Origin of the sequence: Oscillibacter sp. (assembly GCF_032018205.1) — a bacterium.
Lineage (GTDB): Bacteria > Bacillota > Clostridia > Oscillospirales > Oscillospiraceae > Oscillibacter.
Genome location: NZ_DALZOY010000012.1, coordinates 12,380 through 36,592, shown reverse-complemented (window position 1 = coordinate 36,592; position 24,213 = coordinate 12,380). Strand labels below are relative to the sequence as shown.

Below are 24,213 nucleotides of genomic sequence, written 5' to 3'. Positions count from 1 at the left end.
AAGAGTGATGGGAGATGAGCATTTGCCATCTCCCATCACTACATTTTATACCAGAGATTTAACAACTTTGAAATTGTGATGTGGTTACGACAAAGTATCGCAGGAGTCGCAGTATAGATCTTTTCTAAAGAGAAGTAGCCATTATGATAACATCGGTGCAGGCCCTTGATCAGAAGTGATTTACTGTCATGTAAAAAACAATTGAGCTCTGAATAAAAAAGGAAAGGTTGTTGTTAATTGTGCTTAATCAGACTTTTTTCAAAAAAAGTGTCGTTCTTCTTTTAACCATTGGTATTCTTTTTCTTGCGGGTTGTGGAGGCAACGCGGGTCAAACAAATTCTTCGTCTGGTATATCATCAAGCATAACAGAACAAAGCGCATCTATGGAACCGACTTCTTCATCGAATGCATCGTCAAATTCAGCATCGTCAGGCACTCCGGCACAGCAAAATACGCCTAAAAAGATTCACGTAGGCGGAAAAATCTATTCAACTGAGTTTCCAATTCCAACGGCTGATACCTTCGGCCTGACCGGAACAGACGCCACTCTCTACAACTTGGCTGTGAGTCAGTTTAACAATTCTGTTTTAGGAGAAGACGTATTGGGCAAGGGTAGCACGGACCTTGTGTTTCCTGCCCTTACGCTTTTAGGCAGTCAGGAAAATGATGATGGAACGACAACTTATGTTGTTACATTCCGAGGACTTTCCTTTTATGGATTGGGAGATGCTCTCAAAGATCTAAAGCATCCTACTTATGATCATGATGGATGCAGCAGTAATTTGGAATCCTTTATTGTGGATAAAAGCGGAAAATGCATCAGCAAAGACAGTCTTCAGGATGACGAGGGCAGTGAGGGCATTGAACGGGTCTGCGGTTCTTTAAAAAGTCTTGCAGACTTTCTGATTCGTAATCAGAGCGATCAGATCAATCCTGCAGATGCCAGGGATATTCCACTGCTGGACAAAGATCAGATGCTTCAGGCATATCTCAATTACTTTTTTGAAATGTAAATAGCTGCTACATTTGATCGCGTAGCTACAACTGTAGCACTTATATTGAAGACAATCATAAATTTGTCAAGGCTTCTGCAACTGACGTTTGGTGCCAGCTCCATCTTGACTATGCAAAATTTTAAATTTGATTAATCTCGTGCTGAGATGTGCCAGCTATCTGTTCATTGCCATCAAATGAGTTCGTCCCGATCAAGAAGTCTACAAACTTTAGTGGCGTTACCGGCATTATCCTCTTGAGTTGAAATCAATTTAAAGTATGCTATATTCCTTGTGTTGCGCTCATGGATGGCTCGCTGGGCTATCGAGGGATCTAACTTAAGGTTCATTACCATCATGCAACTCACTCAGATAAAAGGCAAACAATTGTGAGTGAGATTTACAGAATAACGCCATCGGTTGCATGTATGCTCTCGATGGCGTTTTCCTCTATTTACAGCAACGCAGAATTTGATTCGATAGGAGAGATTCAGCAGATATTTCCGGTAGTGTCAACAGGCCCATTAGTATACCTTATTATATTTCCAAAAGCTCTCCGGCAATCTCAGCATTTTCAAACCGCAGAGTATCCGCGTCCTTTCTTCCGAATGCCAAGAAATTAATATTGCCGTACCAAACGGTACTTTCATCAATAATGGCATAGTGCTGTTGCAGATTTGCCTGCATAGCAACGGAAATTCCTGCGTTTTTCAGCATGGCAATTGCAGACGCAATTCCGGGCTCCTGATCGGGATTATAGCTTTCGAGGACTTTCGTATAAACGGTAACGCGAACACTGGACGACACCACGTTTTCTAGAATAGGTAGAAGTCGTGTAATGCGGTTTTCCTGGATGTAGGGACTGACAATCAGAATGCTTCTTGCGGTATTGGACAGGTCTTCAGCAAAGGCGGCGGCGCATTCCTGACTGTCGTAAATTTTTGCTGGTGTTGTCATCCTGCTCGCTGATTTTTACCTGATAGCCTAATTCGGAATAGCCTCTAAGCCGTCTTTATTACCTTGGTTATCGCTGTGTTATTGAACATTGTTTCGCTGCTTTCAACATGGTGATCTCAGCCTTCATCTTAGTAACTAATCCGCCCAGCTTTTCTTCGCATTCCTCGAGGGTGTGGGCATACACATTCCTTGCGTGCTTCTTGCCGTCGGGCCACATGGGGGAGTACCTGCCCTCAAACAGGTGGTCGTTGATCTCGCTGATGCAGCCGGTCCCCGGCTTGCGTCGGCGGCCCAGATAGGGCTTGAAGTCGGTCAGCCTGGACTTTTCTTCCTGGGTAGGCGCAGTCACCGAATCGTCCTGCTGCGCCTCTACCTTGCCGATGCCACGGTCGATATTAGCGGCGGCTGCGTGGCGCATATCGTCGGTGATGTGGGTGTAGATGTCCAGCGTGGTGGCTGCCGACACATGCCCCAGCATGGCGGAGAGGGTTTTCACATCCATGCCGTTTTGCAGGGACAGGGTGGCGAACGTATGACGCAGATCGTGGAAACGCACATGCTTGCACTCGGCACGCTCCAGAATGAGCTGGAGCCGCTTGCGCACCGAACCGGGGGTCATGGGGCAGTCCTCTTTCACCGGGGAGGGAAACATCCAGCGGGAGTCCACGGTTTTCCTATACTCCTTCAGCACCGCCACCACCGCGCTCGGCAGCGTCAGCTTGCGGATGGAGGTCTTGGTTTTCGGCGTGGTGAGTTGCAGTTGCCCCTTCACATCGTAAATCTGCTTGTTCACACTCAGTACGCCGGTCTTGAAGTCCAGATCGTCCCACTGGAGCGCCATTAGCTCGCCCCGCCGCAGGCCCGTTGCCAAGTCCAAAAGAAACAGCTCATAGTAGCCCTCCGCCTGGGCCTGGATGAGAAACCGCTGGAGCTCATCCCGGTCCAGCACCTGCATCTCCCGCGCCTTCTTGGGCGGCAGCTTGCAGCCGATAGCGGGATTCGTGCGGATCAGGCCCCCCTGCATTGCTTTTTCCAGCGCAGAGCGACAGGTAGCGTGGCACATACGCACCATCCGGTCGGACAGACCTTCGCCGTACAGGTCGGTAAAACGCTTCCGTCCGGTCTTTTTGAGCCGCGCGTAGAACTGCTGAAGGTCGTTCTGCGTCAGATTGTTCAGTTGGATTTTACCCAGCGCAGGTACGATGTGCAGACGGATGCGGCTCTCATAGCCCGCCTCCGTGGTGGGGCGGAGCTTCGGCTTGGAGTGATGCTCAAACCAGTAGTTGAGCCAATCTCCAAAGGGCATTTCGGGCCGCACCTTTGCCGACGTTGTCCCGCCACAGGATTCTTTGAGTGCCTGGAGCTTTTCCAAACACTCCTTTTTCGTTTTGGCAAGGACGTTCTTGGTCTTGGGGTAGCCGTTGTCATCGTAGTCGATGACGATACGACCCTCCCAGCGCCCGTCCTTGCGCAGTCTTACGGTGCCTTCCCCATTTTTTCGCTTTCTGGCTGCCATGGCTTCAACTCCTTTCCGAAGATATCCTCCATAAAGCTGCCCACAATGCCGCTGGCGGTCTTTTGCATATCCGGGGTCACATGGGTGTAGGTATCCAGTGTGAAGCTGGCATTGGTGTGGCCCAAAATACCGGAGAGAGTCTTGGCGTCCACGCCGCTGGCGAGGGCGTGGGTGGCGAAGGTGTGCCGCAGATCGTGGAATCGAATGTCGGGCAGCCCCGCCTGCTTCAGCAGAGCTTTCAAGCGGCTGTACGCCGAGTTGGGGGACACGGGCAGCTCCGGTTTGATGGGGTTGGGAAAAATCCACTGGCTGATAGAGTTTTCCTTGCGCTGCCGCAGAAGCTCCCCCGTGCTCCGGGGCAGAACAATGGTGCGCATACCCATCCCCGTTTTGGTGTCACCCAGGGAGAAGACACCTAGCTTCTTGCTGTGGAGGGTGCGGCTCACTTTCAGTGTGCCGGCCTTTTCATCGAAGTCCCGCCACATAAGACCGCAGATCTCGCCCCGCCGCAGGCCGGTGGTCAGGTCGGTATAGAAGAAGTTGTGCCAGACCTCATCCTCCTCAATGATGGAGAGGAAGGCGTCCAGTTCCCTGTCATTCAGCACCCGCTTGGCGCTGCCGCTCTGCTTGGGGATGGTAGCGCCTTCGGTCGGGTTCTTGGCGATGATGTGCGACTGGACCGCGTCCTGCATCGCCAGATGGAGCACACAGTGAACGCCGCGCACTGTTGAGTCGGCAAGCTGGTTGCCCTTTTCGGGGTGCTCGTTGGTGCGCCCCTCTTTTTTGAGCCACCGGTACATCCGCTGGACGTCCTGCCTGGTGATTAGAGAAATCTGCTTATCGCCCAGCTGGGGCTTGATGTACTGCTCGATGATGGTTTGGTAGCCGCGCAGGGTACCGGCACGAACGGTATCCGCCTTGTACTCCGCCATCCACTGATCCAGCCACGCCTCCAGCGTCATGCGGCTGTCCTCAGTCAGGTCTGCGTCGCGGTAGTCCTCGATATTGCGGTGGAGCTTGTCCATCAGCTCCTTCTGTGTCTTGGCGTAGACGTGGCGGAAGATGGAGTCGCCGTTCTTCTTGTGCCCCACCACGATGCGGCCCTCCCAGCGGCCATCCTCCCGCTTGCGCACCATGCCGTCGCCGTCCGGGCGTCGTTTTGCCATAGCTATTCCTCCTGTTCGGAACGGGCGGCTTGTGCCGCCTTCTGCTCAATTTGGTAAATTTCTTGCGCCCGCTTTTCCTCCTCCTTGTCAAAGGAATGGGGCGGCTGTATCAATAGCTCCCGGTAAATCCCGCATGCCAGACGGTAGCCGGCGAGAAAGCTGTGGAGAGAGACCTCCTCCCGGAGCGCCGCCTGACAGTCCACCAGCCGCAACAGCTTTCTGCGGTTCTCTTTGTCCAGCAGGTCACGCAGTTCCTGACGAGTCTGCTCTATCTCCCGCCGCAATTCACCGCACTCCAGTTCCTGAAAGAACTGACGTTGCAGGGATTTCATATAGTCGTACATGGTATCGCCTCCTGTTCAAGACAACACATATACCACAATCTGCGCCAGAAAGCTATCAAAAAAATCAGTATTTTCAATGGTTTGTGGCAATTACATGGACAGGGTCGGCCCTTGATATTCCTCGTGGTCATCCGCTTTATGGCCCATGGCAATTTTCTTCTCCCGCTCCCGCTGGCGAAGCTTGCGGTCGATTTGATTTCCACCTACGCTGGATTTGGGCAGGGAGTTGTCCTGAAAGATACTGCCGATCTGCCGCAGGAGATGGGTGGCCGCCAGCAACACCGAGGGCGGGCGGAATTCGTCCAGCCGGTCGAGAGAGAATTGGGCGTACTGGTTCCCTTGGGCGGCAGACTGTGCCAGCCATCGCTCCGCCAGCGTCTTATCCTGCGGCACCTCCCGCCCCAGTAGGTAGAGCTTGCCCAGCGTGTACTGGGCGAACTGATTGCCCCGCTGTGCCGCGTCGTTCAAATAGTCCAGTGCCTTTGGCACATCCTTGGGGACGATTTCACCCCGTAGATACTCCTTGCCCAGCCGGTACCCGGCATACGGACTACCGTTTCGGTAGGCCATCTCCAGCCAGTGCAGCCCCGCCGGGATGTCCCGCACCAGCCGATCCTCGGTGAGCAACAGCTTGCCCAGGGCGTACCGTGCAACGTTTAATCCCTGCTCCGCCGACCTCTGAAACCAATCCCGCGCCTTTTCCGCATCGGGAATTACCACTGTGCCGTCCCGGTAGAGCTTGCCCAGCAGGTGCTGGGCATAGGAGTTGCCCGCCTGGGCGGCGCTGGTCATCTGCTCCACGGCGTAGTCCCGTTCGTCCAAGGACAGGTCGCTGTCGTAAATCATATCCCGGTAGCGGCAGTAGAATTCGGCATTGTAGCGGGCACTTTCCGGCTCATCCGCCGACCCAAGCGTTTCATCCTCAAAGGTGATTTCCTCGATGCGGATGCGCTCGGCCTCCTGAATAACCGCATTCTTAATGACGCGGAACTCCTTCTGCTCAGATAATTTCAGCCGCTTGCGCTCGTCGCCGCCGTAGTAACTGTCCACCTGTCCCTGGAGCGTCAGCCACTTTTCATAGCACTGCGCCACCGCAGGAATGCGTTCCATCTGGTCGACGATTTGGTCGGCGATGCTTTTCAAGGGCTTCGGCAGATAGCCGTAGCTTTTCTTACCCCGCACCGTTTCCAGCCCCTGTGCCAGCTGAAGCACCAGTGTTTCCACCTCGGGGTGGTCGCACAGGCCTGACCGCATGGTGCGCACCAGCGCCAGCATCTCCTGCCGAGCCTGCCGCACCAGCTCGTCCCGGCTGGTGGACTTTTGCTCGTAGATATGAAGCAACTCCTGTTTGAAAATGTCGTTCATGAGCATGGATTTGATTTGCCGAATGCCCTCACGGTCGAGGTAGGCCTGCCTCGGTTTCGTCGACCATGCCATCATGTGGATGTGGGGGTGCTCACCCTCATCGTGGAACGCAGCGTACCAGCGGAAATCCTTTGGTGGAATTTTCATGGCGTCGGCAATGTCGTTGCGGTGGGCACGGATGAGATTGCGCCACGCCTTAGCGCTGTCATAACCCAACCGGGCGGCGTCCTCCCGGCGCAGGGAAATGATGTGTGTCCAAACTTTACCGGTATAGGAATTGAGCTCCGCCATCGCTTCTTTTAGGTCGATGCTCTCCTCGTCCCCGAACAGACCGTGGGCGCTGAGCCGCTCCGCGCGGGGGCGGGTGGCAATGTAGTTCATGTAGCCATTCATCCGACTGACCGCCGCCCAGTTCTCCTCCAGCACCATGGTGAAGAGCGCAGAGACGTTTGCTTTGGTCTTGTGTTTCTCGTAGTCGTCGTACTCATCCAGCTGCTTCACGCCGGAAAAATCTTTCGTGAGCTTTGCGATGAGCTGCTCCTGCTTGCGGGTGGGCGGGCGGTCATCGGTCAGCTTTTGTACGTGCTCACGGGTGCTGATGTAGTGCAGATAGCCACCGGCACCGGCAGCATCGCCGCTGCCGGTGCACTTGATGTAGGGGCTTTTGACGATTAGCTTCGCCATTACACGTCACCCGAAGCCCTTGCCCGCTGCTCCAAGGAGAGGAGTCCATTGGTCTGTTTCACATTTTTAACACTATCCACCCTGCGCCGGCGAAGGCTTTCCTCACTGAATTCATAGGCATCCGAGAGAATGCCCGCATTCATATCCAGCGCTACCGTCAGCTTGAACAGCAGACTTGCCAGACGATCTTCGAACAGTCCCAGCCGACCGTTGATGGCGGTGGTGACCTCCTTTGGCAGCAGGCCGCTGCCGTCGTTCATCTCCTGGTAGTCCGTGTAAAACCGAATGGCGTTTTCGATGTACTCCCGTCGACTTCGGCTGCCGTCCATGGTATAGCAGCGCTCCAGCCGCTGCCGCAGCTCCGGCTCCAATCGAACCGCTAATTTTTCCCTATCGCTCATATTTCCTCCATTTCTCCGCAAGACACCCATCGAAAAGCCGTTAACATGGGGTTTAACTGGGTTTCAGACCTCTTGCGGTGTATATTTTCTCTTTTAAGACCCCTGCCGCAAACCCCGAAACTGCCCGCACTGCGGGCAGTTGTGCCCAGGTGGGCGCGCTTGCGACGCCCGCCCTTTATCCTGCTTTTTCTTTCGTCCTCCGCACCTGGTTCCAAAGCGGGTCAATTTCGTCCGTTTTGTCCTCGGAGGGGCTGGGACTTGTTTCGCCCTCCAAAGCCCCACACAGCGGCTCACAGGGGCCGACAGGGGCGAACTGTGCCAGCCGCTCGGCAGCGCGTTGACGCTGTGCGGCCAACTCCACCTGTGCCATCTGCCGCTCATAAAATAAATCCAGCGTTTTCTGAATGGGGCGGATGGTGTAGAGGAGACTGCCGTTGCGCTTACGTCCATCCTTGGTGCGGATGCTGGTGGGCTCCGTCACGATGAGCCCCTTCTCCTCCGGTGCCATCACATATTTCCGCACGGTGTTCTGGCTCATGTCCACCGCCTTGCCGATGGTCTTGTAGCTGGGCCAGCACTGATAGGTTTTTCGATTCTCCCGAAATAGCAGATACGAGTAAACGGAGATCTCGCCGCTGCTCAGACCCAGAGAGAATATCTCATTGGGCAGGGGAAAGTAGTTTTTGATGGCATCCCGTTTTGGGTACTGCTTGCACTTCAAATCGCACCTCCCGTGTTCTGCTCCACCCATGTGATAAACTTTTCTTTGGGCACCACGATGCGGCTCCCAATTTTCAGCACAGGGAAACCTTTCTCATGCATTAGCTCGTACCCGGTGGATATCGACACACCCAGCACCTTCGCTACCAAACCTGCGTTTAGAAACAGCGGCAGCTCGTCATAGCTTTTGTAGATGGATTCCTTCAAATAAAAACCTCCTTGTTACCTGATTGAATTTTTTATTTCTATCCGATATAATGAGCCTAACAGAAATCAAAGTCCTCTTCAATAGATTTGGGCATGGTCAGGTAAACCCCAAATCTCCATCGGATACAAGGAGTGTGATGATATGACGGCTGCATTTGATCGGTTCGACCTTTTCTTCAGCGGCAACCATGTGTACGTGAACGGGAAAGAGTTTTCCCTCGGCCAGATCAGCGTTGAAATTCTGGCGCTGGAGAACAGCGTGCTCACTGAGATCGACCGGCGGGTGGGTGCGTTTCTCTCCGCCGTCTGGCCTTTTCTCCAAGAAAAAACAGACAGCGCAGCCGTCTCCGCGCAGGAGAAACTGAACGCTGTCTGGGATTTGATATTCACGTTGCCGCTCTATCGGGACTTGGCGATGGACACCGAGACCGCCTATCATCTTCTCCCGCTGATGTTTTCCGACAAGGAGAAATGGGAGGAGGTACTGGACATTGACTCGGAGGGTCACGCCATGTTTGAGACGTTTTTGAACGGCTTGGAGTATTTCGGGGAGAGCCTGCGCACCTTCCGGGGGCAGATCACCGAGATGCTGGCGATGTACTTCGAGCCGCTGAAACGTAGGAACAGCGACGCCTATGCCATGGCCTATATGCACTACTTCGACGACATGGCCACCGCCGGAGCACTGCTCTTTGACGGGTCGGACTTTGGACAGAGCTTCCCTCTGGAGGTCAAGTTCGTACCCATGGCCCACCCCACGAAAAAGGGCAAGGTCATCCTTGCAGAGAAGGCGGAGTTTGGGTATCTCACACATTTTCTCTACACGGAATTTTACCGCGCCCTGATGGCCGGCAACGCCCCACGCCGCTGTCACAACTGCGGGCGCTACTTCCTGCTGACCGCAGGCTACAACACCTGCTACTGCAACAACATTGCGCCTGGTGAGACCGAGCGCACCTGCCGCAAGGTGGGCGCGCACAAAAAAGAAGCGCAGGGGCGCGTCACCGCAACCCCCGCGCAGAAGGAATATGCCAAGGCCTACAATCGCCTGAAGGCCAAAAAGCAGAGGGGAAAAATCAGCGTGGACGAATGGAACGCCACCGTGGCCAGAGCGCAGGACTTGAAGGAACAGTCTGAGCGCGGTGAGTTGAGTGATGAGGAACTGCAGAAGCAGTTGGCGGCGTTGTAAGATAACAGATGCGGCGGCCTGAGTTTTGATGAATACTCAGGCCGCCGTATTTCTTTGTTTTCTGTAATGCAGAATTTAACTCAGTTATTTCAACTTATCCGCGTCTGCGGTCAGTTCCAGGAAACGGTCAAAAGCGCTTTTTGGAGTACGGGTGTAGGTTACTACATCTCGTTTCCGGTTTGAACTATTCGGAAATTCCGAATAGTTCAATTTGCTTTTTACTAAAAACCTATGCGACACGACATGGGCTCCCCCGATTTGAGTCATTAAGTTTTACTTAATAGCTGCCACTACTTATTTGAACTATCCGGGATTTCCGGATAGTTGCCGCTCCCTGCAATTCATCAACTGCAAAAACCTTTGCATTATGCTCAGTGATAGTGTGGACGTCAACACCATGGCGCCGCGCCATCATCAGCTATGTCAGCAAGATGTTCTCATCCTGGTATCGACTCTCCATGGCGTCCTCGTTGCCGCCAGCGGTGGCAACGAATGCTAGGTGCCCCGCCGCAGAGGAATGGATGATTAGACCCCGTTTCCTTTTCTTTTTTTGCCATAGGGAGTTCCTCCTTGGCGAATAATATCTGCTCACAGTCCTTTGTAGTAGTGCTCAATTAGTTTTGCCATCAGTCTTCTACGTTCTACTAAAAAATCATCATAGCTAGCGATATCCATGGTGAAAACTTTTTCCGGAATACAGTTCTCACCCAGATTTTCCCTTAACAAGAGCTCGTCCGAAATATTCCCAAGTGCAATGATTTTGCTTTTACACTGCTGCTGAACTTTTGCAAAATATACACAGGGCGCTTCGTCACTAATCGCTTTGTTCACCTGGGTATCCAAATAAATATAATTTGCAACCTGATTGTATTTCACTTTTGAATCTATGCCATTCTTTTTTAAGTAACTGCGGGGAAAAATATGATGGATATCTCCGGATACATTAATTAGGTCTGAAACTTTGATGCCATTCATTAGCATTGAGTTGCAATTTAAAGTAATCTGTGCGGCGAGAAATGTATTAAATGCAGGGCTGTTGACAGATGAAGTCTCGAGATTTTGTGGAAGCGTGATGGCCCAGAATACATCAGAAAGCGAAGAAGCCTCCACCTCAGCAAGAAAAGCCAAGAAGCCTTTCTCGTTTATGCTACGCATATCCCGATCCATAACAGTTTCCGGGGAACCAATGTAACGCGAGGTCAGTGTGGACATGACAAACCATTTTTGCACATAGCGTTTTATTTGAGCGTTTGGTATTGAAGGCTCGTCTAATAAAATCAAATATAGAGTATAGGCAAAATCCAGTGTCATCTTTGAGTTGAGAAGTTTGTTTGAAATAAATCCAGCACCTTTAATGGCCAGCACAAACTGGGAAAAATGATATTGATTCATAAAGTTTTGAATGCCGGTGTCAAGCTTTTTATAGGAGGTTTCGATTACATCATCGCGATACTCTTTTGTTTCAAAATCTCGGCCCGACAGCAAGCTTACAAGGTCACCAAGTTTTCCACGGCGGAACTGATGCATGAAGGAAACTCGGAGCATATCGCCGTAGTCGGGATCAAAAATATCTTCCTTATCCTTTGCCAACCATTTAATTTTATCAGCATATTGCGAATTCTGGAAATTAACATCATGAACCAAATCGGAGTAAAACTCCGGTTTGGCAGCAAGGTGGCAGAAATAATCGACTGCTTTACGCATAATATCTCCACCATGCTCAGTGTCTGCTGCCATTTTAGACATTACAAAGTCTGACTGGCTAAGAGATGTTCCCTTTGAGTTAATCCGTATAAAAATTTCGGTCACTTCATCAATGTCGAGCGTGTGATCCAATTCAATCACACCAATTTGTCTATTTGCGATACCTTTTAGTGCGGTAATCGCTTTGTTGACGTCACTTGGCTTAATACCAGCATTGACCTCGCAGTATTGAAGCGAAAAATCAAAAGGGTCAAAGTCCGAGTGAAAGACCGTTGAAATATCGGGAATCCAGCGCTTATCTTTTAGATGGGAAGCGTCTTGTACGGCGAATCGCTTAGACTCGTCTTCCGCAAGTGGGTTAAATGCAATTCGTATGTGGTCTTTATTAAAATCCTCGTCTAATACTGCGATTCCGGAAATAGCAGCCATCAAAGCTGTGATGCGCTGTTGACCGTCAATGAGCACCTTTTTACCGCTGGCTTTCCCACCATCCTTGGTCTGCACATCTGGGTTTTTCCACGTGATAATATATCCCGTTGGATAGCCGTTGTAAAGCGAGTCAATCAAATCTCGCACTTGGCTGCGTTTCCAGACAAAAGGTCGCTGAATCTCTGGAATTGCAAAGTCATTTGCCTCAATCAGTCCGAGAATCGCACTAATCGAATACTGCATGAGCGTAAACTTTTCACCCGTCATATCAGCATTCCTTTCTTAGGTATACACCTTTTTGATGCTATCCATAATATTGAGCAAGCTTTGATAGTTGTCTACATCATGATAGACAATATCGTCTTTGGATATCTCATTAAATAATTTTTTTGCGCACGCGATTTTGGCCTGTTCGATAGGGCGCAGATTGAGGCTATCCATGGTCCCCTTTGTCTCCGCCACAAAAAAGATGTGTTTAACTGTACCCGTATAAAAAGCAATCGCCCAGTCTGGAGAATAGTTCCCCACCGGCGTGGGGATGGAAAAGCCCTTGGGGAGCTTTGCGTAGACGCAAACCTCATTGGCGTCGTCCATCTCTTCAGCAAAACGTCGCTCCACACTCTTATCAGCGGAACCGTCGGTGAACACATAGTCTTGAATATGCTTTTTAGCACGGAATGCTCGCGTAAAATCACCACATTTTTCAGCTGTAAAAATGGAGCTTTCATACTTTCCTTCTGTCTGGTTGTAGGTAATGTGCTCTACAATCATGGTGGCCTTTTGCTCTTTAATGAGTTTAATGGTCTTAGTGATGAACTCCTCGGGATTATACCGGAACATGGCGAAAATCGGCCTCTCGAGCCCGCCCAGTATCTGAGCGATGGTGCGCCGCGTCAAGGTTGCCCCCTCTGCAATTTTGCCAATCAAGTCATACTTGATTTGGCTTGTTTCTGCGTGCTGCAATGTCTCGGTGCGTGTTTTTTCACTGGCGAAGCTATCTCCACGCCCAATGGAGTGCTCGTCCAAATCTCGAATCTGTTGGCCAGTTGTTACAGTATATTGCAGCCTGGTTACAAACAGTTTTTCGTTGATATGTTTAATTGCCTTTTCAACAAGCTCTGCGCTGTCAAAATCGACCGCATAGGCATATTGGTGGTTGATGTATCCCCACAAAGTCTGAAATTCTTTTTTAGAGAAATTATCATTTAGCGGGTTACCCTCGATTGTTGTGGTATTTCCATCGGTAATCATATCATCCAAAACGCGCTCGTCAAATACGCTCTGCACAAGCTTATGAATTCCTTCTCCCATGGGGATAAGCGCCTCTGGCAGCGGAGCAAGGCAGTTGTTTTGTAGATCCGCGCGATATGCGTCCGTAACGTTGTCATCATCATCAATGTAGTCATTTTTGAGTAGATAACGATAAATGTCCTTGGCCTGCTTAACATCCAGAACTACTGGTTGCTCCCCAACCATGACGGTCTTTCCAACGAAATACTCCTGCGTCGCCTTAGAGGGGCGATCGTATAGATCTTCTTTGATTTTCTTCTGTAGCTCACTGACAAACTGGCGGTAGTTTTCGCTGGCAATGACTGTGAGCATGTTGATGTCGTGTACGCTGTCACCGCAAAACTCACCATCTATACGGTCTCCGCTTTGGTTGACTGCCAAACGCAGACCGCGCCCCACCTCTTGCCGCTTTTGAGATGGGCTGTTGCCGCCGTGTTTCAGCGTACAGATTTGGAACACATTGGGGTTATCCCAACCCTCGCGCAGAGCAGAGTGGGAGAAGATGAAACGCACTGGTTCGTCAAAGCTAAGCAGTTGCTCCTTGTTCTTCAAAATCAAATCGTAGGCGGAGGTATCATCGCTTTCGTCACTGCCACGCTTGGTACTACTATCTACTTTGCGGCCCTTTTTATCGATACTGAAGTACCCTGTGTGTGCTTTGCTGGCGTCACTGCACATCGTTTTAAGGTACTTGACATAGGGCGTTTCCCCAATGGTGATGTAGTCATTTAAGACGGAGATATACTCCTGCTCAAACATATCTCCATATTCCGAATTGCTCTCATTTCCATCTTTGTCATAGACACGGTACTTAGCCACCTCGTCAATAAAAAACAGAGAAAGTGTCTTGATACCCAATTCAAAATTACGCTGCTCTTTCTCAAAATGGGAAATAATAGTCTCGCGGATCTGGATACGCCGCATATCCTTTTCCGACACGTCACCCACCACCTCGCCTCGAGAGATGCGTTCCCCATTTGTAAAGGTGACGGTTCCATGGATGGGGTCAATGTCGCTAATGTGGTAGCCCTTATACTGTTCCATTTCATTGGAAACGGAATACAAATCATCATCCACCGCCAAGATACGTGTTTCACGGTTGATAGATTTTTGATAACTGATTTCAAGTTCAATTTTTGCCATGGGCGGTTTTTTCGGGGAAATGATAATATTCTCCAAGAAAAGGTAACGATCCGTACCTCTGAAGTTTTTGACCTCAAATCCTTTGACCTGAATTTTTTTGACCAGTCGCTTGTTATAGGCGTCCAGCGCATCCAGCACATAGACCAGATCATGGTGCTGCATATGTGTGGCCGAATAGTTTAGACAAAACAGTGGATTAAACTCTTTTAAACTCTCCTGAGTTGCGGCTCCGCCCATTTTTTGAGGCTCGTCCAAAATAACGATGGGGCGGTTAGCCTTAATGACGTCAATGGGCTTGCGACTTCCGAAATCATCCAGCTCCTCGTAAATGCGCCGGGCGTCCGCACCGCGGGCGTTAAAGGCCTGGATATTGATAATCATCACATTGATTCCGGCGTTGGAGCTAAAGTTGTCCAACTCGTTAAGATTCTTGCTGTTGTAGACAAAAGACCGCGCTTTTTTTCCGTAGTGCTCCATGAAATGCTCAGAGGTCATCTCAAAAGATTTTTTCACACCTTCCCGTATGGCAATGGACGGCACCACCACGATGAACTTACTCCAGCCATAGAGTTTATTTAGCTCAAACATGGTTTTAATGTAAACATAGGTCTTACCCGTACCGGTCTCCATCTCCACGTCCAGGCTGCAACGGCCAATATGCTTCGTCAAAGCTGCAATCTGCTTGATATTGTTGCGCTGCTGCATGTTACGGATATTCAGCACTAGCTGCTCGTCCGTGAGATGCAGCTTTGCGTTTTCAAACCCGATGGACACTTCCTCTTCCACGTGCTCTGTCCCACCGAACATATTGAGCTGATCTGCCGCGGCATTGGGCTTGCGCACACCCAGATCCCGCACATAGCTGACCCTCTCCTGATAAGGCTGTCCTGCAAAGATATTGACCACACTATTCACTGCATCCGTCTGGTAAGGTTGTATTTTAAACTGAAACTTCACATGCTCACCTTCTTACTTCTGGGAGTTACTTTTTCTACGCGCTTGCCCATTAGCGCTGCTTTCTGGGGTTGGATAAAAATATAATCAAATATTATCTCCAACGCTTCCAGCAGCTTAGCACAATCTGAGGCCTTAAGACGAATTAAATCGTCGTTTTGATTCTTTTTATCATGGGCCATTGCATTTCCGGCCTTCACAACAAATTGCATAGATTGTTCAACCAGCTCTGATAAAGGCCCTTGCTCAGAATACTCCTGAACCTTTTCGGATAAATTGCGTTTTGTGCAGCCGCACTCATTTTCCAGAATCATTTCTAGAATTCTTCTGCAAACAAGCGCACAGGACTTTATGCTAATTTCTTTTACCCATGCCGCCTCATTGTACTCGTTCATATATTTTGCCGGGACATACTTTAGCTTTTTCGGTGGGACATTGATAGGGAAAATATATTTCTCTACAATTTTCCCTTTGGCTGCAAGAGTCTCTTTGCCATCCGCGCCATAGTGTTTTGTAGATAAAAAGATGTTTAGCTTTCCGCATTCATTACAGACATAGCTTTCAATTTCACCACCTTGGCTCATTACACGCAAATTAAGGTGTTCGCCAGGGTGTGTATGCGAAATCCCATCTACATACACAAACTTACCACAATGTCGGCAAACGAACTTCTTCCTTACCTTTTTACCCACATCATAGCACCTTCCTTACCGTTGTTGGGCTATACGTGGAGAAAATTTGCTCAAAATTGGTGGCAACGGAGTCGCTGGCCAGGGAGCTGTCACGCATGACAAAGTAATATGGCTTTTGCTGGGCGATGGCGGTAACTACTTCATCGGTGACTTCGGTATCGAAACATGCCAGCAGGTAGCCGTCCGCCACAGAAAACACAGTTTTGCCGCCGATGACTGTTTCTTCAATTTTACTGGAGAGCAGCACGCCCAAATCCAACATGACTTGGAACAGCAAGTCTTCCGGCGTGCGGTCAGGCTTGATGTTGTCGGCAAGAGCAAGCAGGCTTGTCTGCTGAATTTCGGCGGGGTTATAGTACACGTCCTGCATGTTAGTGGAGTCCACTTTCAGCACGCGGAAGCCGATATCAAGATTTTGCGCAGTCAGAGGATTTTCCTCTTTAATTTTTTTACCCGCGCGGCGGATGCGCTCCTTAGCTAACTCGGTTATAAGATGTGGCTTCTTAAGTTCGTCTAAAATAGATATAGCGTTTTCAGATACAATCTTCCCATTTGAAAGCGAATTTTTGGAGATAACATCAATATTTTCTTGTAGTTGAACTAAAATATATCTTCTCTGTTCATTATCGTTAGCATTCATTTTTACGATAGCCTCGGCAGTAGTACCTGAACCACTGAAGAAATCCAGGATAATATCATTTGAGCTTGCTCCAAATCCAGCTAGAAATTTTATTAGATCAACAGGCTTAGGATTTGAAAAAACATCCTTTTTAAAGTAGTCATAGCAATCGCTGACACCTGTGCTTGTAGTACCTTTATCATTTATAATATGTTCTGTTGTAAAAATACTCCGTGGAGTTTTTCCTAAGGGCATTCTCTGTTTAAATTGAACTGACCAGTTATCACCTATCCTTACAATTCTAATGTCTCCAGCAGCTAAATCAGATTTAAATCGAGCCTCAGAACGCAACCAACTAATTGGATTACCATCTTCATCATATTGTAGCATCGTTCCGTCTGGACAAACAATGGGATAGTATTGTTTGCCTGCTTTCCTCTTAAAAGTATCCCAATAAAATCTCCCTACATTATCTTGCTCTTTGTATCGTTTCACATAGTCGTCAGAGTATTTTTCATATAATTCACCCAAAAGGCCTTTATTTCTTGCATACACAATTATATATTCATGTTCAATTGCAACATGAGTGGAATCATTTCCCCCACCTTTTTTGTTTTGCCAAATTAACTGAGCCACAAAGTTTGATGCGTCAAAAATCTGATCACAAACGAACTTTAAATTTCGCACTTCGCTATCGTCAATACTAATAAAAATAATTCCATTATCAGCCAATAAATCCTTTGCCAACTTTAGACGCGGATAAATCATATTTAACCAATCCGTATGAAAACGTCCATTGGAGTCGGTGTTTTTGACCAGACGGTTGCCCTCCTCATCAAAATCACCGCTGCGCTCCATATACTCCTCGGCACTCTCAGCAAAGTCATCCTCGTACACAAAGTCGTTGCCGGTATTGTAGGGCGGGTCGATGTAAATCATCTTCACCTTGCCCAGATAGGTCTCCTGCAACAACTTGAGGACATCTAAATTATCGCCCTCTATATAGAGGTTTTCGGTGGTGTCAAAGTCCACGCTCTCCTCTCGGCAGGGGCGCAGCGTTTTCGCAATGGGTGCGTTGGCGGCCAGGATACTCTTGCGCTTTTCTGGCCAAGTGAACTGGTAGCGCTCCGCCGGGCCCTCCACCACAACATCTGAGAGCTCCTGCCGTAGCACATCAAAGTCAATCGCATATTCAATAATAGGGCTTCCGTCTTCTCGGTGCCCTTTGATCACCTCGGTTTTACAATTGGGGAAGAGTGCGGCGATCTGCTCAATATGCTCATTCACCTTGTCCGCACTATGCATTTTCAGCTTGTCCATTTATGATTTCCTCCATCTGAGCCTTGAGTATCTGCACCTGCTGGTACATCTCAAACTTCTTTTTCGGCTGCTTTTCAGCCCATGTCAACTTTTCGGTCTTGTCCAGCTCCTTTTGGAGCCTTTGCAGTAATTCGTGTCGCTTGATGCGCTTGTCAACAGACAGTCCTGCTGGTGGATTTGTTTCTTCTGCCAGAACGATCTGCTCCAAAAAGCTATCCCAAACCGCATCCAGATTCAGCCCTCTTGCGCTGAGAGCTAGTTGTGACGGCTCCTGCCAAGACGTTGTGTAGAGCTTGCCATGGTAGAGGGTGAGCTGGGCGCCGTCCCCATAGCGAAGCAAAAAAACCAGCTTGTGTGGGTTTTGGCGCGCGATGCTCTCTAAAATGCGTGGGTCAAATTCTCGCTTTTTGAGTTCTACTACAAGTACCAGGATTTCACTGACCGCTCCACCCGACGCAAGATGCAGGGTCTGGGCCGTCAAAGAGTTTTGCAGTGTGATGTGCTTTACGTCACTGATGAACTTTTCTTTCAGCTCATTGTTCAAAGTAAGCCGCTTGTAAAACGCCTCTTTGGGTAGGGTGCGATTTACTATCGTTGCCCCGGGAAAGGTAATCATGCAATCACCGCCAGAAAGCAGATTAATTCAAAATCATCCAGCCCATTTGCTTTACCGGAGAGGAACGTAGTCTGACCACTACTGAAAAAGCTATCTACATCGCTTTGCTCCTTCACACTGATAATGGATGCGATCGACTGCTCCAGCAGCCTGGAAACTGTGCGCATATCCTTGCCATCTTTGGTTGCAGTATTAAAGGTGTGACAGGCAACGGTGTTCGGTTGTGTTTTACCTCGCGCCAAATAACGCATGGTATCTAATGTATCTTTAGGCTGCAGGTGATTGCAGACGACCTCGCCATCATTGCCGATGAACACCATGTAGAATGGGTGCAGGCGGTTTTGGTTTTCAATATTGATTTTCGTGTTGATATTCTTAAGGACAAATATCACCCCTGGCTCCTCGCCGTGCACAACGGCATGAATCCCAAAGGGGGTGCGCTCCAGACCGGGATGTTCCTTCAAATATGCGAGCAGATCCATTCGAAATTCATTGAGTCCTAAATCCATAATAGATATGCCGGAGGTCATTTCCTCCAAATCCACCACTTCGTTTTGCAGCTTTTCCAGCTGCTGGCGGCGATAAGCAAGATCTCCTTTTTCCTCTTGATTGATATAATCATCATCTCCTGTGGACGTCATAACAGAAATGCGCATCCTGGCTTCCACACGCTCTTTCAGATTGATATAGTCATCCAGCGTCAAGTCCGGCCAGAAATTTACTAGCTGTATCACCTTATTTTTGCTACCAATGCGGTCGATTCGGCCAAACCGCTGAATAATACGAACAGGGTTCCAATGGATATCATAATTTATCACGCAGTCGCAGTCTTGTAAGTTTTGTCCCTCAGAAATACAATCGGTGGCAATGAGGATATCTATTTCATTGTGATCATTCGGCATCAGCAGGGCCTTTTCTTTGGAAATGGGCGAAAAGCAGGTGAGTAAATGGTTCATATCCGCCGAAAAACGGGAGATGGTTGTTTTGGCGTCTACATTGCCTGTAATAAGCGCTGTATTTAGGTTATATCTCTTCTTTATAAATGCACTCACGTTTTCGTACAGGTATTCTGCTGTGTCAGAAAAAGCAGTAAAGATAATGACTTTTTTGTTGCTGGGGTTAATGGGATTCTCAATTTTTCCGGTCAGTACATCCAGCAGCTGGTTCAGCTTATAATCATACTGAGGTGTGATGTCTTCAATCATGGAAATGAGCAGCTCCAACACTTCAAGGTCGGCAGACAAATCGCGTTTCCAGGAGATATAGTCCATATCGCGAAGGTCAATCTTAAATTTGTTGCCCACAGAAAAGGCGTCGGTGTTCTGGTCATCGTAATCAAAGTCACCGGCATCCTCAATATCCTGCACATCAATGACCTTCTCGGGTTGGTAGTCTGCAATTTGCTGCAAGGTATCGTAATAGAGATTAAAAATCCGCTTAATGGTAAGCTTAAAGGAATGCACAGAGCTCTCCATGCGCTTTAGCAGGTTAATGCTCATCAAGCGGCGAATGCCTTGCTCACGGCCGGACTGGGTGATGGTTTTGGCATGTTTGGAGTCTGGATCAATGTACTTGGAGATTTTACTGGGCAGTATGTAACTCGACGGTGTATAGATTGAAAGGTTTAAGGCCGTAATCTGTTCATACACTTCCTGATAATTGATAGCACCAGGTTTGTCGGTCAGTTTAGGACGCAGGGATACGGGTTTGTTTCGAGTGGGAAAGCTGCCAATTTCAGTCGTATCATAGTAGCGCTGGATGTGTTTTCGGGAGCGGGCAATCGTTACGCTATCTAAGACCTCAAAAAAGTCGAAATCCAAATCCCGCAGTAGTGCACCCGTTGTGCGAGATTCAGCAGGCCGTTTGCTCCAAGCATTAAATACCTTTTGGGCATTACGAAAAATTGTATCAATATCTGATTTTGTATTGAGTTTACTGTTAATATGTTCAGCGTGCCCCTCGTAGGCGAGTGCCAACTGATTGCGCAGATCATAAAACCTATTGTTTACAGGGGTAGCCGATAACATGAGGACTTTTGTCTGAACACCGGGACGAATGACACGATTCATTAAGCGCAGATAGCGGTTTTCTCTTTTATCGCCCTCTTCTCCCGTAATCTCGCCGCCATTACGAAAATTGTGACTTTCATCGATCACTACCAGGTCGTATGCGCCCCAGTTAATGCGATCGATGGCCAACCCCATGACGGTATCTCCACGGTCACGGGATAAATCCGTATGATAGAGCACGTCGTAGCGCAGGCGGTCTTGGGCCAGTGGATTGTTAATTAGGTTACCACGGTATGTCATCCAGTTATCTTTTAGCTTTTTGGGGCACAGAAGCAACACGCTCTTGTTGCGACCTTCGTAATACTTAATTACCGCCAGTGCAGTAAAGGTTTTACCTAAGCCCACACTGTCTGCCAAAATGCACCCATTGTACTGCTCTAACTTATTGATGATGCCAAGTGCAGCGCCTTTTTGAAAGTTATAAAGCTTGTTCCATACAACACTTTCTTTAAACCCAGTCGCCTCATTCGGGAGGACATCTTCAGAAATATCCTCTAAAAATTCATTAAATATATTATAAAGGGTCATAAAATAAATGAGCTCTGCTGGATTCTCTTGATAAACCGCAGAAATAGATTCGATTACCTCAGCTGTGACGTCTTGAAGCCTGGTTTCATCTTTCCAAATGCTATCGAATGTTTCAACAAAAGTACGGCTCTCAGGCGCTTCCATACGGACAACAATATTGCTGATATTATTTCCCCGCTCACAGCCCAGATCCACAGTTGTAAAGCTATTCAAGGGTGTATAGGTATAACTGCATGTATCACTTTCTACCATTAAAAAGTTGTTCATACCGTCTCTAGTAATATTAGAACGAAATTGGACCTTTTTTTGTATCCAAGCAGCACATTCTTTGGCAATTGCTTTTTGGGAAAGCTCATTACGTAGTCTGACTTCAAACTCAGTGCCATATATACTCTTCTCACGATTTAGTCGTGGAATATAAAATTCGCGCTTTTCTTTTGGAGTTTTCTCCGCAACAAAGGTTGGAGATGTAAAAATAAATTGGAGGGAATCAATCGACTGTAGTTGTTGCTTAAGTTCTTGGAATGCATAAATAGAAAAGCAAGCGGCGGCAATAGATAATTTGCTATTAGGGGTTATGACTTTTTTGAGGTCATCGCAAACCACATTAGTGGTGTTATTAAATATCTCCATATTTGCCCCCCGCATCAATAGAGTCAATTGACACTCGCTTTAGCTTTCGTTTGTCTATAGGTTTCTCCGCATCTTTTGGAATCGCCCAAGCTTTTCGAAACTTCGTTAGCCCTGGGATGCGCCCTTGATTACACAGCACCTGCACGCGGCGGCGGGTAATGCCCCATTTTTCTGCAGCTTCAGCGATTGATATGTAGTCCATTGCGTTCACCTCGTATTTGTAGCAAAAATCAGACCTACGGCTGTATGGCAGTTCTCATTTTACGGTTGCTACCATCTAAAACGGCAAAGGATCTTGCCGCTTTGCCTCACTGCCTTTCGACGCCATTGCCAATCTTTCGATACTATTAGTGCCAGTATATACTTTTTGACGAACAATTGCAATCCGCCACCGAGTGGATTAGCTATCATTTCCAGATACTTTTGTCAAAAGTAGAGGTTATTTGATGCCTCTATTTCTTTGTTTATAGCCCCGCAGATTTTGAGCGCCTTCCATAGCAGAAATCCTGACGTATGCTTTAATGTTCCGCTAATCAAAAAATATCATTCCGATATCATTGCTATTATTCCGATAATGGGGTATACTTCAATCAGGAAGGAGGGTGCTCCATGTTTATGACCGTAAAAGAAGCCGCAGAAAAATGGGAGCTTTCTGACCGCCGTGTGCGCATCCTGTGTGCGGAAGGCAAGATCCCCGGTGCCTATCAGCAGGGGCGGGGATGGAAAATTCCCGCGAATGCTGTGAAGCCTGCGGATGGACGCTATAAGACCTCAGCATCCCTTCTGGAGATCATTGACCGGAAGAAAGCGGAGCTGGACACCTGCCGCCCTCTGACCGCAGGCGAGGTCGCAAGGTTGACCGAGGAGTTTACGGTAGAGTACACCTACAACTCCAACGCTATCGAGGGAAACACGCTGACCCTGCGCGAAACCGATATGGTGCTGCGGGGCCTGACCATTGATCAAAAGCCGCTGAAAGACCATATGGAGGCCGTCGGCCATAAAGAGGCCTTCGATTTTGTGCGTGAGCTTGTGCGGGACAACATCCCTCTGTCTGAACGCACCATCCAGCAGATCCACTATCTCGTGCTGGCCGACAAAAGGGAGGACCGCGGGGTGTACCGCCGCGTACCCGTCCGCATTTTGGGTGCCCAGCACGAGCCGGTACAGCCCTATATGATCCAGCCTCGCATGGAGCAGTTGATGCTCAGCTACGCCGAGAGCAAAGAGCATATTGTCACCAAGGTGGCCCGATTCCACATTGAATTTGAGGGGATCCATCCTTTCATTGACGGCAACGGAAGAACCGGGCGGTTGCTGGTCAACCTGGAATTGATGAAGGCGGGCTATCCCCCTATCGACATTAAGTTTACTGACCGGCTTTCCTACTACAACGCTTTTGATGAGTACCATATAAAGAAAAACCTTGCGGCGATGGAAACGCTCTTCGCCAGGTATCTGGACGAGCGTCTTGAGCAGTACCTGACTATGCTGCAAGTACACGGAGGAAACCGCAATGGGACTGTTTGATAAGATAAAAGAACCTGTGTTTTTGAAAGAAGACAGCGCGGCGAAGGCTCAGCTGGCGCAACTGGAAGCACTGCTCCCTCATGCGCCCAAGACGATGGCATCGCAAATTGAGCAGGATATCAAGAACCTGAAGGCCGGGATCGTGGGGGAAGATAGAATTGCGTTCGAGCTCCGCAACAGCCATATACCCATGTTTGTACTCCACGATTTGTACTTAAGCCATGGTGACCTGTCGGCTCAAATTGATTTTCTCGTCATCACACGCAAGCGCTACTTCGTGATCGAGTGCAAAAATCTGTATGGCAATATTGAGATCAATAATGCCGGGGACTTTGTGCGAACTGTCACTCGCAATGGCAGGACGCACAAGGAGGGAATGTATTCCCCCATCACGCAAAATACCCGACATTTGGAACTGATTAAACAGCTTCGCGGCCAGACAAAGGGGAACATCCTGACTAAGGCGTTGTTTGAAAAATACTTCTACGATAATTACCGCAGTGTCGTGGTGCTGGCAAACCCCAACACAATTCTAAACGCCAAATATGCCAAAAAGGAAGTCAAGCAGCAGGTGATCCGCGCCGATCAGCTGATTGAATACATCAAGCGAGTACAGGCGGAACCGGGAGTCGAGAATTCCAGCGAACAGGAAATGGAGAATCTTGCGACTTTCTTTCTGACGCAGCATGTGGAATGTCCGATGGACTATACGGCAAAGTACCGCGAGACCATCGAGAAGAACATGCCCAAGGTGGAACCCGAGGTCGTGTCTGCGTCAGAGTATGTGCCGACATTGGTTCTGTATCCGTTGGGAGAACCCACGACAAAGCCCGCGTCTCAACCCGACCCTCAGCCCACACCGGAACCAAAGCCTGCGCAGTCTCCAGATACGATTGTTTGTCCAAAATGTGGTGCGCCAATGGTGAAGCGAAAAGCCGCTAAGGGAGCAAACGCAGGCAATGAATTCTATGGTTGCTCCGCTTTTCCCAAGTGCAGAAGCATTGTCAATATCAAATGATAGTCCACTTTCTTTGTCTATAGCCCCGCAGATTTTGCGCGCCCACTTTGCCAGAAACCACTTGCATATTCCCTCCCGCAGAGTTACAATCCAACCAACCCAAAACGAGAAACGCTTCCCGCCTGGG

19 protein-coding genes are annotated in these 24,213 nt (G+C 48.9%); 4 read left to right on the top strand and 15 right to left on the bottom strand.

The window, feature by feature from the left end:
* Positions 1-239: 239 nt before the first annotated feature.
* On the top strand, positions 240-1,013 hold the full coding sequence (locus RTU96_RS10385; protein ID WP_312636525.1) for a hypothetical protein: 774 nt from the start codon (positions 240-242) through the stop codon (positions 1,011-1,013).
* A 516-nt stretch (positions 1,014-1,529) separates the two neighbouring features.
* On the opposite strand, the gene RTU96_RS10380 is transcribed toward RTU96_RS10385, so the two are convergent.
* The 8 genes from RTU96_RS10380 to RTU96_RS10345 all read right to left on the bottom strand — a co-directional run bounded on the left by RTU96_RS10380 (position 1,530) and on the right by RTU96_RS10345 (position 8,352).
* Positions 1,530-1,949: a hypothetical protein gene (locus tag RTU96_RS10380; protein WP_312636523.1), complete on the bottom strand. Its 420-nt coding sequence runs from the start codon at positions 1,947-1,949 to the stop codon at positions 1,530-1,532.
* 67 nt (positions 1,950-2,016) lie between these two features.
* On the bottom strand, positions 2,017-3,465 hold the full coding sequence (locus tag RTU96_RS10375) for a site-specific integrase (RefSeq protein ID WP_312636521.1): 1,449 nt from the start codon (positions 3,463-3,465) through the stop codon (positions 2,017-2,019).
* On the bottom strand, positions 3,426-4,631 hold the full coding sequence (locus tag RTU96_RS10370; RefSeq protein WP_312636520.1) for a site-specific integrase: 1,206 nt from the start codon (positions 4,629-4,631) through the stop codon (positions 3,426-3,428). Before RTU96_RS10370 ends, RTU96_RS10375 begins: the two co-directional genes overlap by 40 nt.
* A gap of 2 nt (positions 4,632-4,633) precedes the next feature.
* A complete protein-coding gene (locus RTU96_RS10365; protein ID WP_312636519.1) occupies positions 4,634-4,975 on the bottom strand; it encodes a DUF6809 family protein in 342 nt (113 codons plus the stop codon).
* A gap of 90 nt (positions 4,976-5,065) precedes the next feature.
* Entirely contained in the window at positions 5,066-7,024 is a 1,959-nt protein-coding gene (gene mobP3 / locus RTU96_RS10360; protein WP_312636518.1) for a MobP3 family relaxase, read from the bottom strand.
* The gene (locus RTU96_RS10355; RefSeq protein ID WP_312636517.1) at positions 7,024-7,425 is read right to left on the bottom strand and encodes a hypothetical protein; all 402 of its coding nucleotides are present in this window, start codon (positions 7,423-7,425) and stop codon (positions 7,024-7,026) included. The genes mobP3 and RTU96_RS10355 overlap by 1 nt, the downstream gene beginning before the upstream one ends.
* 175 nt (positions 7,426-7,600) lie before the next feature.
* Positions 7,601-8,146 (bottom strand): helix-turn-helix domain-containing protein, encoded by a 546-nt coding sequence (locus tag RTU96_RS10350; RefSeq protein WP_312636516.1) that lies wholly within the window; start codon positions 8,144-8,146, stop codon positions 7,601-7,603.
* Positions 8,143-8,352, bottom strand: coding sequence for a helix-turn-helix domain-containing protein (locus tag RTU96_RS10345; RefSeq protein ID WP_312636514.1), 210 nt, complete (start codon positions 8,350-8,352; stop codon positions 8,143-8,145). The genes RTU96_RS10350 and RTU96_RS10345 overlap by 4 nt, the downstream gene beginning before the upstream one ends.
* Before the next feature lie 142 nt (positions 8,353-8,494).
* Between RTU96_RS10345 and RTU96_RS10340 the strand changes: the two genes are divergently transcribed.
* A complete protein-coding gene (locus RTU96_RS10340) occupies positions 8,495-9,541 on the top strand; it encodes a DUF6076 domain-containing protein (protein ID WP_312636513.1) in 1,047 nt (348 codons plus the stop codon).
* A 588-nt stretch (positions 9,542-10,129) separates the two neighbouring features.
* On the opposite strand, the gene RTU96_RS10335 is transcribed toward RTU96_RS10340, so the two are convergent.
* From RTU96_RS10335 to RTU96_RS10305, 7 genes are read right to left on the bottom strand one after another with little or no spacing between them, the layout of a single operon-like run.
* Positions 10,130-11,941: a DUF262 domain-containing protein gene (locus tag RTU96_RS10335; RefSeq protein ID WP_312636512.1), complete on the bottom strand. Its 1,812-nt coding sequence runs from the start codon at positions 11,939-11,941 to the stop codon at positions 10,130-10,132.
* Between the two features lie 15 nt (positions 11,942-11,956).
* Positions 11,957-15,064: a DEAD/DEAH box helicase family protein gene (locus RTU96_RS10330; protein WP_312636511.1), complete on the bottom strand. Its 3,108-nt coding sequence runs from the start codon at positions 15,062-15,064 to the stop codon at positions 11,957-11,959.
* Positions 15,061-15,753, bottom strand: coding sequence for a DUF4145 domain-containing protein (locus tag RTU96_RS10325; RefSeq protein ID WP_312636510.1), 693 nt, complete (start codon positions 15,751-15,753; stop codon positions 15,061-15,063). Before RTU96_RS10325 ends, RTU96_RS10330 begins: the two co-directional genes overlap by 4 nt.
* A gap of 1 nt (position 15,754) precedes the next feature.
* Positions 15,755-17,692, bottom strand: coding sequence for a site-specific DNA-methyltransferase (locus RTU96_RS10320; RefSeq protein ID WP_312636509.1), 1,938 nt, complete (start codon positions 17,690-17,692; stop codon positions 15,755-15,757).
* Positions 17,670-18,308 carry a DUF4391 domain-containing protein gene (locus RTU96_RS10315; protein ID WP_312636508.1) on the bottom strand — a complete coding sequence of 213 codons (639 nt, stop codon included), beginning with the start codon at positions 18,306-18,308 and terminating at the stop codon, positions 17,670-17,672. The genes RTU96_RS10320 and RTU96_RS10315 overlap by 23 nt, the downstream gene beginning before the upstream one ends.
* Positions 18,305-21,538: a helicase-related protein gene (locus RTU96_RS10310; RefSeq protein ID WP_312636506.1), complete on the bottom strand. Its 3,234-nt coding sequence runs from the start codon at positions 21,536-21,538 to the stop codon at positions 18,305-18,307. The genes RTU96_RS10315 and RTU96_RS10310 overlap by 4 nt, the downstream gene beginning before the upstream one ends.
* Positions 21,525-21,740, bottom strand: coding sequence for a helix-turn-helix domain-containing protein (locus tag RTU96_RS10305; RefSeq protein ID WP_397356838.1), 216 nt, complete (start codon positions 21,738-21,740; stop codon positions 21,525-21,527). The genes RTU96_RS10310 and RTU96_RS10305 overlap by 14 nt, the downstream gene beginning before the upstream one ends.
* 407 nt (positions 21,741-22,147) lie before the next feature.
* Between RTU96_RS10305 and RTU96_RS10300 the strand changes: the two genes are divergently transcribed.
* Complete coding sequence (locus RTU96_RS10300; RefSeq protein WP_312636505.1) at positions 22,148-23,068, top strand: Fic family protein; 921 nt, start codon at positions 22,148-22,150, stop codon at positions 23,066-23,068.
* Entirely contained in the window at positions 23,055-24,086 is a 1,032-nt protein-coding gene (locus RTU96_RS10295) for an NERD domain-containing protein (protein WP_312636503.1), read from the top strand. Before RTU96_RS10300 ends, RTU96_RS10295 begins: the two co-directional genes overlap by 14 nt.
* Positions 24,087-24,213: the final 127 nt, after the last annotated feature.

Excerpts from the sequence above, each read along its gene's own strand:
- RTU96_RS10380 (WP_312636523.1), bottom strand. The coding sequence starts at position 1,949 with ATGACAACACCAGCAAAAATTTACGACAGTCAGGAATGCGCCGCCGCC.
- RTU96_RS10375 (WP_312636521.1), bottom strand. The coding sequence starts at position 3,465 with ATGGCAGCCAGAAAGCGAAAAAATGGGGAAGGCACCGTAAGACTGCGC.
- RTU96_RS10370 (WP_312636520.1), bottom strand. The coding sequence starts at position 4,631 with ATGGCAAAACGACGCCCGGACGGCGACGGCATGGTGCGCAAGCGGGAG.
- RTU96_RS10365 (WP_312636519.1), bottom strand. The coding sequence starts at position 4,975 with ATGTACGACTATATGAAATCCCTGCAACGTCAGTTCTTTCAGGAACTG.
- mobP3 (WP_312636518.1), bottom strand. The coding sequence starts at position 7,024 with ATGGCGAAGCTAATCGTCAAAAGCCCCTACATCAAGTGCACCGGCAGC.
- RTU96_RS10355 (WP_312636517.1), bottom strand. The coding sequence starts at position 7,425 with ATGAGCGATAGGGAAAAATTAGCGGTTCGATTGGAGCCGGAGCTGCGG.
- RTU96_RS10340 (WP_312636513.1), top strand. The coding sequence starts at position 8,495 with ATGACGGCTGCATTTGATCGGTTCGACCTTTTCTTCAGCGGCAACCAT.
- RTU96_RS10335 (WP_312636512.1), bottom strand. The coding sequence starts at position 11,941 with ATGACGGGTGAAAAGTTTACGCTCATGCAGTATTCGATTAGTGCGATT.
- RTU96_RS10320 (WP_312636509.1), bottom strand. The coding sequence starts at position 17,692 with ATGGACAAGCTGAAAATGCATAGTGCGGACAAGGTGAATGAGCATATT.
- RTU96_RS10315 (WP_312636508.1), bottom strand. The coding sequence starts at position 18,308 with ATGATTACCTTTCCCGGGGCAACGATAGTAAATCGCACCCTACCCAAA.
- RTU96_RS10310 (WP_312636506.1), bottom strand. The coding sequence starts at position 21,538 with ATGGAGATATTTAATAACACCACTAATGTGGTTTGCGATGACCTCAAA.
- RTU96_RS10305 (WP_397356838.1), bottom strand. The coding sequence starts at position 21,740 with ATGGACTACATATCAATCGCTGAAGCTGCAGAAAAATGGGGCATTACC.
- RTU96_RS10300 (WP_312636505.1), top strand. The coding sequence starts at position 22,148 with ATGTTTATGACCGTAAAAGAAGCCGCAGAAAAATGGGAGCTTTCTGAC.
- RTU96_RS10295 (WP_312636503.1), top strand. The coding sequence starts at position 23,055 with ATGGGACTGTTTGATAAGATAAAAGAACCTGTGTTTTTGAAAGAAGAC.